Origin of the sequence: Pseudoalteromonas luteoviolacea H33-S (genome assembly GCF_001625695.1) — a bacterium.
Lineage (GTDB): Bacteria > Pseudomonadota > Gammaproteobacteria > Enterobacterales > Alteromonadaceae > Pseudoalteromonas > Pseudoalteromonas luteoviolacea_B.
The window spans coordinates 22,296-30,077 of the sequence record NZ_AUXY01000087.1 but is presented as its reverse complement, the minus strand read 5'-3'; the positions used below and the strand labels follow the sequence as shown (position 1 = coordinate 30,077).

The following is a 7,782-nucleotide window of genomic DNA, read 5'->3' as shown; positions in this document are numbered from 1 at the left end:
GGCTATTTGATCAACAAGGCCTAGTAATGATATAACTATCACCCCTATAAATTTGATTAAGGGCGATATTACGATAAATTACTCTGTTTCAGACTCTAAGGGGGGAGAGACCTCAGGAAATATTATCGTTACTATCAAAGAATCCCAACAAGGAAAAATTTTAGCTCTTAAGTCCCTAGTAGATGAATTTGTTGAGGAATCAGTAAATAAATTTGAATCAAACGACATAAATTGCATCTCCAAACCAGATTCTGCTTGGTGTGAACAAGTCAGTATCAAGTTCTCAGATGGAACTTTCGAACCTTCAAAAGTAGATAGCAATGAGACGATCCTCATTATTGATGATGAAGGTATAAACTTTTCTGCGACTTTAAGATATCGAAGTCGAGTCAAAAGTTTATATTCTATAGATGACAATGGATACTATTACAAAGCTTCTAAAGGTGGTTTTGACCCTGAATTTAAAGTGCCACGGATCATAAAAGATACTCTGAACTCAATTGATAACTTTACAGACCCTTCAGGTAATCATACATTTGTGCCAGCGGCATGGCTAACAGACTCGTTATTTCCAGTCGTAAAATCACGTTATGAGTATCCCTTCGTTGGGCATGGAGCCACTCCGTTTCATTATTTGCTAGAGCATAATCCAGAGTCTGAGTTGATTGTTGTGCCTATGCCCAAGCTACATGAATCTAGACTAGATTTATTCTGCAATCCCACTGACAATAACATTTCTTCATTGACAGCCCATATTGAGGATATTGCTGAAGACTTCAAACAAACCGTCCTATTACAAGAAGATGTTGAATACCTAAATTACTCTGGTGGTTATGAAATTGAGCGAGTAATCGCAATGACTTGGAAACAATACTGCCTTAGCCCGTTACCATCAGAGGAAACCTTAGCTGCTTTACACAATACGGTAAGGCCATTCTATGATGTTTTATTTAATACTTCAGGAGTTATGGCGTTCCAAGCTTCAGGTATCAATATGACAGCATACAATAATGAATTAGATATCGATAAGTCATATCAAAATCGCTTATTGGTAGCACCTTTTACAGTGTTGGATACTAAATTGCCTGCCAATGGCGAGATCAATGGCAATGCGCCGGAATTAGACGCTTCTATTTATAACTCAAAGCAATGGATAGATGTAATGGTTAACCTTGGTATTACGCCAATTAGACCTTTCCCATTTAATGAAACACCAGCTATGGCCACAACGAGCCTAGGCTTGAGTTATACACCTTTCTCAGACTCTTCTACTTCTTGGTCTAGTCCTATAGCCCTTTCTACAGCGCTCTACATAAAGAACGTTAAATATGATGAACTCCAGTTAGATGATATTGTCATTGAACAGATCAAAAATGACATGACTCCTCAATTATGTCACTACAATAATTGGGAAATTATTGATTATGAGGGAAAATGTAAAATGCAAGATCCTCTATTACACAGGCGTCACAATTTGTTTGAATTAGGGTATGTTGATTAAACTAGCTCACTACAGCTCTTAATTAAAAGTCTGAGTGAGCTTTTAAATATATGTTTATGCTTTCCCTCGAATGATCATCTGAAGGTTCAGCCTTAACTCGTCTGGATCTTGAGATAGTTTGCTTGGTTCAAACTTTCTTACGCAGCGATGATCTTTGGCGCATTTATCTGTTAATGCTTTTAAAAACTGTACAAGGTCATCTTGTTGGCTTACATCTAATGGCGGTGAAACAAATGGTGATAGCTGAAGTAAAGCGAGTGCTTGTAGGCTGTTATTTTGGGCATTGTTGTTAAGAATTTCACAACTTGCATCGTTTTTGAATTGGCTCAGGCCGCACGCTCCACCTTTCGAAAAAAAGTTATTAATGGCGTCAGCTGGATTAACATAGTGCGCAACCACCTCCTCAAGTGTTTCATAAGCGCCTGAGTGTCCGTAAGGGCCTGTCAGTTCAACATTGAGTAAACTGGGTACTTTGAACGCAAACATATTACGCTGCTGTGGATCTATATCAAAACGCCCATGATCTATGTTTTGATCACCTGTGCCAATACCAAATTGGGGAAATGCCAGATTAAAAAAACCATCATTGCTAAAACGAGTACCACCATGACAATTTACGCACCCTGCTCCCCCATCACTAATTTGAGAAAAGAATAAATTAGCACCGCGTTTTTGTGCTTGTGATAGTGCATTGAAATCGCCTTTCAGATATGCGCTCCAAGGAGAATTAATCAGGTTTACTGAAGATTGATATTGTCCAAGTGCAAGCGCAATGCTATCAAAGGTGATGAGCGATTCGGCATTATCTGTACTATTAAATGCACGTCTGAACTCGTTAAGCCAATTGTTTTTTTCTAAGTCGCCGTTGCCACTGCCATAGTTTCCGAGTCGCTCAGCTAAATGTTCACGAACGGACTGGTTGTTAAAAGCATTCTCAAATGCTGCTCCTCGCATTTCTTCAACTGATGTCACAGGGAAACGCGAAAGCGCGCCAACTAAGTCATTGCCTACATCAAGATCAGGCACACCAAATCCTGAGTCCGGAGTACTGATCACTTCCTGCTCGTTCCCTTGGCTATCTGTTATGGTAAATCGTTCAACTCTACCGTCCCAGAAAAGGCTTGAGTTTGATAATCCGACATTAAAAATGGTCGGTGAGTTTCTTGGTATATTAATTGTTTCTGATGTGAGTCTTAGTGGGCCAATAATATCTGGGTCAACCGCATTTGTCCCTATTGGAAAAGATAGGCCGTCTGCGCCGCCTATCCTTGGGTGGTGGCAGCTTGCACATGCCACGGTTTTTTCGCCGCCAAGCGCTTTACTAAAGAATAGTTTCATCCCTAATTGCGAAACAGGGTGATTGAGTCTTGGTAGATTTGATAAATCGGGAATGCTTGCTGTTAAGTTTTGCTGAATAATTATTTCTTGAAGTCGAATGTCAGCTTCAGTTTGGATTTTAACGACATGCTTTTTATTGTTTGGGAGTTTTTTAGGTTGATGCGTTGATTTAGCACAAAGATGGTAACTGGAGAGGGAAAGCAAAGCTAACACTCCCAAGTTGGATATATTTTTTAGTTTCATATTTTCGCCCCTTCATTTACTAACCTTTAGCTTGGTCAGTAAATGTGCAAAAAATATGTTTAGATTTAGTCCAATTTAGCTTTGTTTATTTGTTCTGTTGTTCCATCTAACTATTTCTTTGTGATCTCTAGTCACTGAATCGCCTTCTAATTCGCATTGTTTGACCTCGTTAGCAAGTACATTTTCAGCACTTAGCTCTAACTTTTGTAGCAAAGTACTCAGGGTCGCCTGTTCTTTTTCAGAGAGGTTCTCTAATAATCTTTCTTCTCTTTGTTTCAGATGCGCAGTTATTTTACTGTAGATATCAACTCCTTCATTAGTTAATTCAACAGGTTTACTACGAGTATTTGGTTGTACCTTTGCGTATTGAGCCAAATCTTTTTTTATTAAAGCCGTGATAGCACGTGTTGTTGAATAAGGATCGAGTCTAGTTTGATAAGCAATATCTGACGCTGTTATTGGTCCATAAGAACCTATATTAATTAAAATTCTGAGCTCTCTTGTATCGCAGTCTGTGAGGTTGCGAATAATAGGGTCTCTGGATATTGATAAGAGATTGCTCACCACTGCGACTTGAAATGGAATATGTGTCTCGAGTGCAAGTTCACTGTCATGTTTTTTAGAAAAGCTTTCTAATCTGTTTTTTAATGCATTTTGATACGAAATTTCACTAGACAATTAGAATCTCCAGAGTTATGTTATGTTGCATATGCAACAAATAATAATATTCAACAGGAGCTGATTATGCCCTTAGTTACCCCACTTTCTCAAGATCACGATCAGGAAGTTACTGAGCTTGCGAAGTTTTTTAATGAAACATTGGGATTTTGCCCTAATAGTGTTCTTACAATGCAGATTAGGCCCGCAATTGCACGCGCTTTCATTAATTTAAATAAAGCGGTTATGGAAAATCATGGTCGAGTTACTTCTGAGTTAAAAAGATTAGTTGGATATATCACCAGTGCAAATACAGGTTGTCGCTATTGCGAAGCGCACACTATTCTTGCTGCTCAACGCTATGGTGGTACAGATTCACGCCTAGCGCAGATTTGGCAATTCCGTGAATCGGATGTATTTACAGCTGGTGAAAAAGCTGCATTTGAATTTGCCCTTGCAGCATCGAGCGTACCCAACGCAGTTGATAATACAATTGAATCAGAACTCAAAAAGTACTGGGATGATGGCGAAATTGTCGAAATTCTTGGTGTTATTTCGTTATTTGGCTATTTAAACCGCTGGAATGACTCCATGGGCACATCTTTAGAGTCTGGTGCAATTGATGCTGGAGAGACACTTTTAAAACAAAACAACTGGGAAGTTGGAAAACATCAGTCTTAAACCTACCTTTACATCTCAACTACCAAAGGCTTTTTCGTAAGATAAAGCCTTTTTATATTAGTCTTCTAAATTAAAATTAAGTGTCCAACATCTATGCGTAAATGTGAAATTTTAGATGTTCTAAGCCTCGATCTTAGTAATCAGAATTATTGTAAATAGGTAATTTGAACAGTTTTAGTTCGAAAGTTTCATTATTTACCAAAACTTTTAAAACTTTTTACTCAAGCGATATACAAACAGTTCAAAACAGACTAGATTACACTTTGGCTTGAGGTACTGACTACATTATTTCAAATTTTGAAATAGCTATATTTTAAAGTTTCAGAAAAAAATGAAACTTTAGTTGATCTGAGTCAGTTATCTTTGTATATTTAACTTTCAATAATTACTGAACGTTTAGAATTATGAATTTATCACCAAAAATCGAAAACTTCGTGCTCCATTGCGGTGAAATGGGCAGTCGTTGGGGATTTAATAGAACAATTGGGCAAATGGTCGGGTTACTCGTTATTAATGAGCATCCACTTACTGCAAATCAAATTGCAGAAGCGCTAAAGATTTCCCGTGGCAATGTAAGTATGGGGATCAAAGAGTTGCAATCATGGCAATTAGTCAAAGTTCATCATATCCCTGGCGATAGAAAAGAATATTATGCGCCGAACGGTACTATCTGGGATCTTGCTAATAAAGTGTTTGAAGAAAGACGCAAGCGAGAAATTGACCCTACTCTGACATTATTACGTGACCAAATATTGGATACCGCGAATACGCCAGAAGAAAAGTACGCTCAGGAGCAAATGCAATCCATACATGATCTTTTAGAAACAGTTACTAAATGGTCAGCTGAATTGCAGAGGTTGACACCTGAACAATTGCAATCATTGATGAAGCTAGGCTCGTCTGTTAGTAAGGTGATCGACCTCAAGGATAAGTTATTGAAAAAGTCGTAACTAACAGAGGTGTGTCATGCTTGATACCTTATTGCTGTCGCGAATACAGTTCGCGACGAATATAAGCTTCCATATACTTTTCCCGACCATATCCATTGCACTTGCATGGTTCTTGGTTTTTTTTAAAGTCAGATATGTTCAAACAAAGCAGCCCGTTTGGCTCCGGGCTTATCGGTTTTGGGTTAAAATTTTTGCCCTTACTTTCGCTTTAGGTGTTGTCAGTGGTATTACTATGTCGTTTCAATTTGGCACAAATTGGCCGGGCTTTATGGAACGTATTGGTAATATTGCAGGCCCCTTGTTGGGATATGAAGTTCTGACTGCTTTCTTTATGGAGGCGACCTTTTTAGGGGTCATGTTATTTGGTATGAAGCGTGTCAGCCCCGCTGTACACACTTTTTCTACAGTGGTTGTGGCCATAGGCACAACGATTTCTGCTTTTTGGATATTGTCTCTAAACAGCTGGATGCAAACGCCGGTTGGTTACGAGATTATTGATGGAGTATTTTATCCCAAGGACTGGTTTACTATCATTTTTAACCCTTCTTTTGGTTATCGTTTGTCACACATGCTATTGGCTTCTGGGATCACGGCATCCTTTCTGATCGCTGGGATTAGTGCTTATCGGTTATTAAAGAATGATCATAAACATGCGCCAAAATTAACGCTTAAAGTCGCTCTAACAGTGGCGATGGTGTTGACTCCGTTACAAGCTTTTGTCGGCGATTTGCATGGCTTAAATACTTTTGAACATCAACCGCAAAAAGTGGCTGCAATGGAAGGTGTTTGGGAAACTGAAAAAGGGGCACCTTTGTTACTATTCGCAATCCCGGAAGAAATCAATAGAACGAACCATTTTGAATTAGCCATTCCAAATTTAGCGAGTTTAATTTTAACTCATGAACTAGATGGCGAAATTAAAGGCCTTAATGAATTTGAAGGGGCGCACCCGCCCGTCAAGCCCGTGTTTTACGGGTTTCGAGTTATGGTTGGGCTTGGCTTACTGATGATTTTAGTAGCAGCTTTGACGAGAGTCACTTTATGGAAACATAAGAATTTACCCGCTTGGCAGCTCAAATTACTTGTCGTTATGACTTTCTCTGGGTGGGTCGCAACATTGGCTGGTTGGTATGTGACTGAAATTGGCCGACAGCCTTATATGGTTCAAGGATTAGTTCGAATTGAAGAGTTGGTTACACAAGTCCCTTCTGAACATGTGCTTAATACTTTGATTGGTTATCTGTGTGTTTATGCACTGCTTTTAAGTGCTTATATTAAAACACTGTTCTATACAGCTGATAAAGCTGTTGAAGTTGAAGAATACGAGCTTAACCCCCCGATGCGAGGTGAAAACTATGCTTAGCAGTGAATTTTTGGCACAGTTTTATGGTGCACTTATGGCATTGGCTATTCTAGTTTATGCAGTGCTAGACGGATATGATTTAGGGGTTGGCATTTTGCTGCCTCTTAAAGAAAAAGAACAAACTGATACCATGATCGCTTCGATTGGACCATTTTGGGATGCGAATGAAACTTGGCTTGTACTTGCTGTCGGTTTGGCTTTGATAGCATTTCCTATGGCGCATTCAGTTATTCTACAGGCCTTATATCTCCCCGTCGCTTTAATGCTACTTGGTTTAATTCTAAGAGGTGTCGCATTTGATTTTCGTGCTAAAGCAAAAACAAAATATCAAGATGCATGGGATGTTAGTTTTAAAGTTGGAAGTATTATTACTGCATTTGCACAAGGCTTTATGCTGGGTCTATACGTCATGTCTTTTGAGCAGAGCATGCAAAGTTATGCATTTGCAATGTTGAGCGGCTTTGGTGTAATTGCTGCTTATGCACTCATAGGTTCCGCTTGGTTGATTATGAAAACCAATGGTCAACTTCAAAAAAATGCCATTGTATGGTGCACAAAATCCAACCTCATAGCTGCACTTGGTGTGATTTCAATATCCATTGTGAATCCATTAATCAATGATTTCGTTGCATCTAAATGGTTTAACATAAACGAGTCGTTACTATTATTGCCAATCCCCATTTTATGCTTAGCTCTGTTTGTGTTGCTCCACTGTTCTCTTACACGTTATTCAAATGTCGACAATATTAAAAAGAGTTGGGCGCCATTTGCTATTGCGACTTGTATATTTTTATTATGCTTTTTAGGTTTGCTCAACAGTTTTTACCCTTATGTTGTACCAAACCAACTGACTATTTATGAATCTCTTGCGGATCCTTCAGCACTGACATTTATGCTCTATGGTGTTGTGATGGTGGTTCCAGCTATTATCGGATATACATTGTTTTCATACCGTGTTTTTTGGGGAAAAACACAAGCGTTATCTTATTACTAATTTTCATTCATTAGCCCAACAAAAAGGCAGCCTATAAGCTGCCTTTTTTATACCA

Annotated in this window: 7 protein-coding genes; 5 read left to right on the top strand and 2 right to left on the bottom strand. The window is 38.8% G+C overall.

Annotated features, from left to right (window positions below; translation table 11 throughout):
- Positions 1-52: 52 nt before the first annotated feature.
- Positions 53-1,501: a hypothetical protein gene (locus tag N477_RS17340; RefSeq protein WP_063362900.1), complete on the top strand. Its 1,449-nt coding sequence runs from the start codon at positions 53-55 to the stop codon at positions 1,499-1,501.
- Positions 1,502-1,555: 54 nt separating this feature from the next.
- Here N477_RS17340 and N477_RS17335 read toward each other — a convergent pair whose 3' ends face one another.
- Both N477_RS17335 and N477_RS17330 read right to left on the bottom strand, forming a co-directional pair.
- On the bottom strand, positions 1,556-3,082 hold the full coding sequence (locus N477_RS17335) for a cytochrome-c peroxidase (protein ID WP_063362899.1): 1,527 nt from the start codon (positions 3,080-3,082) through the stop codon (positions 1,556-1,558).
- Positions 3,083-3,157: 75 nt separating this feature from the next.
- A complete protein-coding gene (locus N477_RS17330) occupies positions 3,158-3,760 on the bottom strand; it encodes a MarR family winged helix-turn-helix transcriptional regulator (RefSeq protein ID WP_063362898.1) in 603 nt (200 codons plus the stop codon).
- A 66-nt stretch (positions 3,761-3,826) separates the two neighbouring features.
- Between N477_RS17330 and N477_RS17325 the strand changes: the two genes are divergently transcribed.
- The 4 genes from N477_RS17325 to cydB all read left to right on the top strand — a co-directional run bounded on the left by N477_RS17325 (position 3,827) and on the right by cydB (position 7,727).
- Positions 3,827-4,420, top strand: a complete 594-nt coding sequence (locus tag N477_RS17325) for a carboxymuconolactone decarboxylase family protein (RefSeq protein WP_063362897.1) — start codon at positions 3,827-3,829, stop codon at positions 4,418-4,420.
- A 404-nt stretch (positions 4,421-4,824) separates the two neighbouring features.
- Entirely contained in the window at positions 4,825-5,370 is a 546-nt protein-coding gene (locus N477_RS17320) for a GbsR/MarR family transcriptional regulator (RefSeq protein WP_063362896.1), read from the top strand.
- A 16-nt stretch (positions 5,371-5,386) separates the two neighbouring features.
- The gene (locus N477_RS17315) at positions 5,387-6,733 is read left to right on the top strand and encodes a cytochrome ubiquinol oxidase subunit I (protein ID WP_063362895.1); all 1,347 of its coding nucleotides are present in this window, start codon (positions 5,387-5,389) and stop codon (positions 6,731-6,733) included.
- On the top strand, positions 6,726-7,727 hold the full coding sequence (gene cydB / locus N477_RS17310) for a cytochrome d ubiquinol oxidase subunit II (protein ID WP_063362894.1): 1,002 nt from the start codon (positions 6,726-6,728) through the stop codon (positions 7,725-7,727). Before N477_RS17315 ends, cydB begins: the two co-directional genes overlap by 8 nt.
- Positions 7,728-7,782 lie beyond the last annotated feature (55 nt).

Coding starts and splice junctions, on each gene's coding strand:
- N477_RS17315 (WP_063362895.1), top strand. CDS start 5,387: ATGCTTGATACCTTATTGCTGTCGCGAATACAGTTCGCGACGAATATA.
- N477_RS17320 (WP_063362896.1), top strand. CDS start 4,825: ATGAATTTATCACCAAAAATCGAAAACTTCGTGCTCCATTGCGGTGAA.
- N477_RS17325 (WP_063362897.1), top strand. CDS start 3,827: ATGCCCTTAGTTACCCCACTTTCTCAAGATCACGATCAGGAAGTTACT.
- N477_RS17335 (WP_063362899.1), bottom strand. CDS start 3,082: ATGAAACTAAAAAATATATCCAACTTGGGAGTGTTAGCTTTGCTTTCC.
- cydB (WP_063362894.1), top strand. CDS start 6,726: ATGCTTAGCAGTGAATTTTTGGCACAGTTTTATGGTGCACTTATGGCA.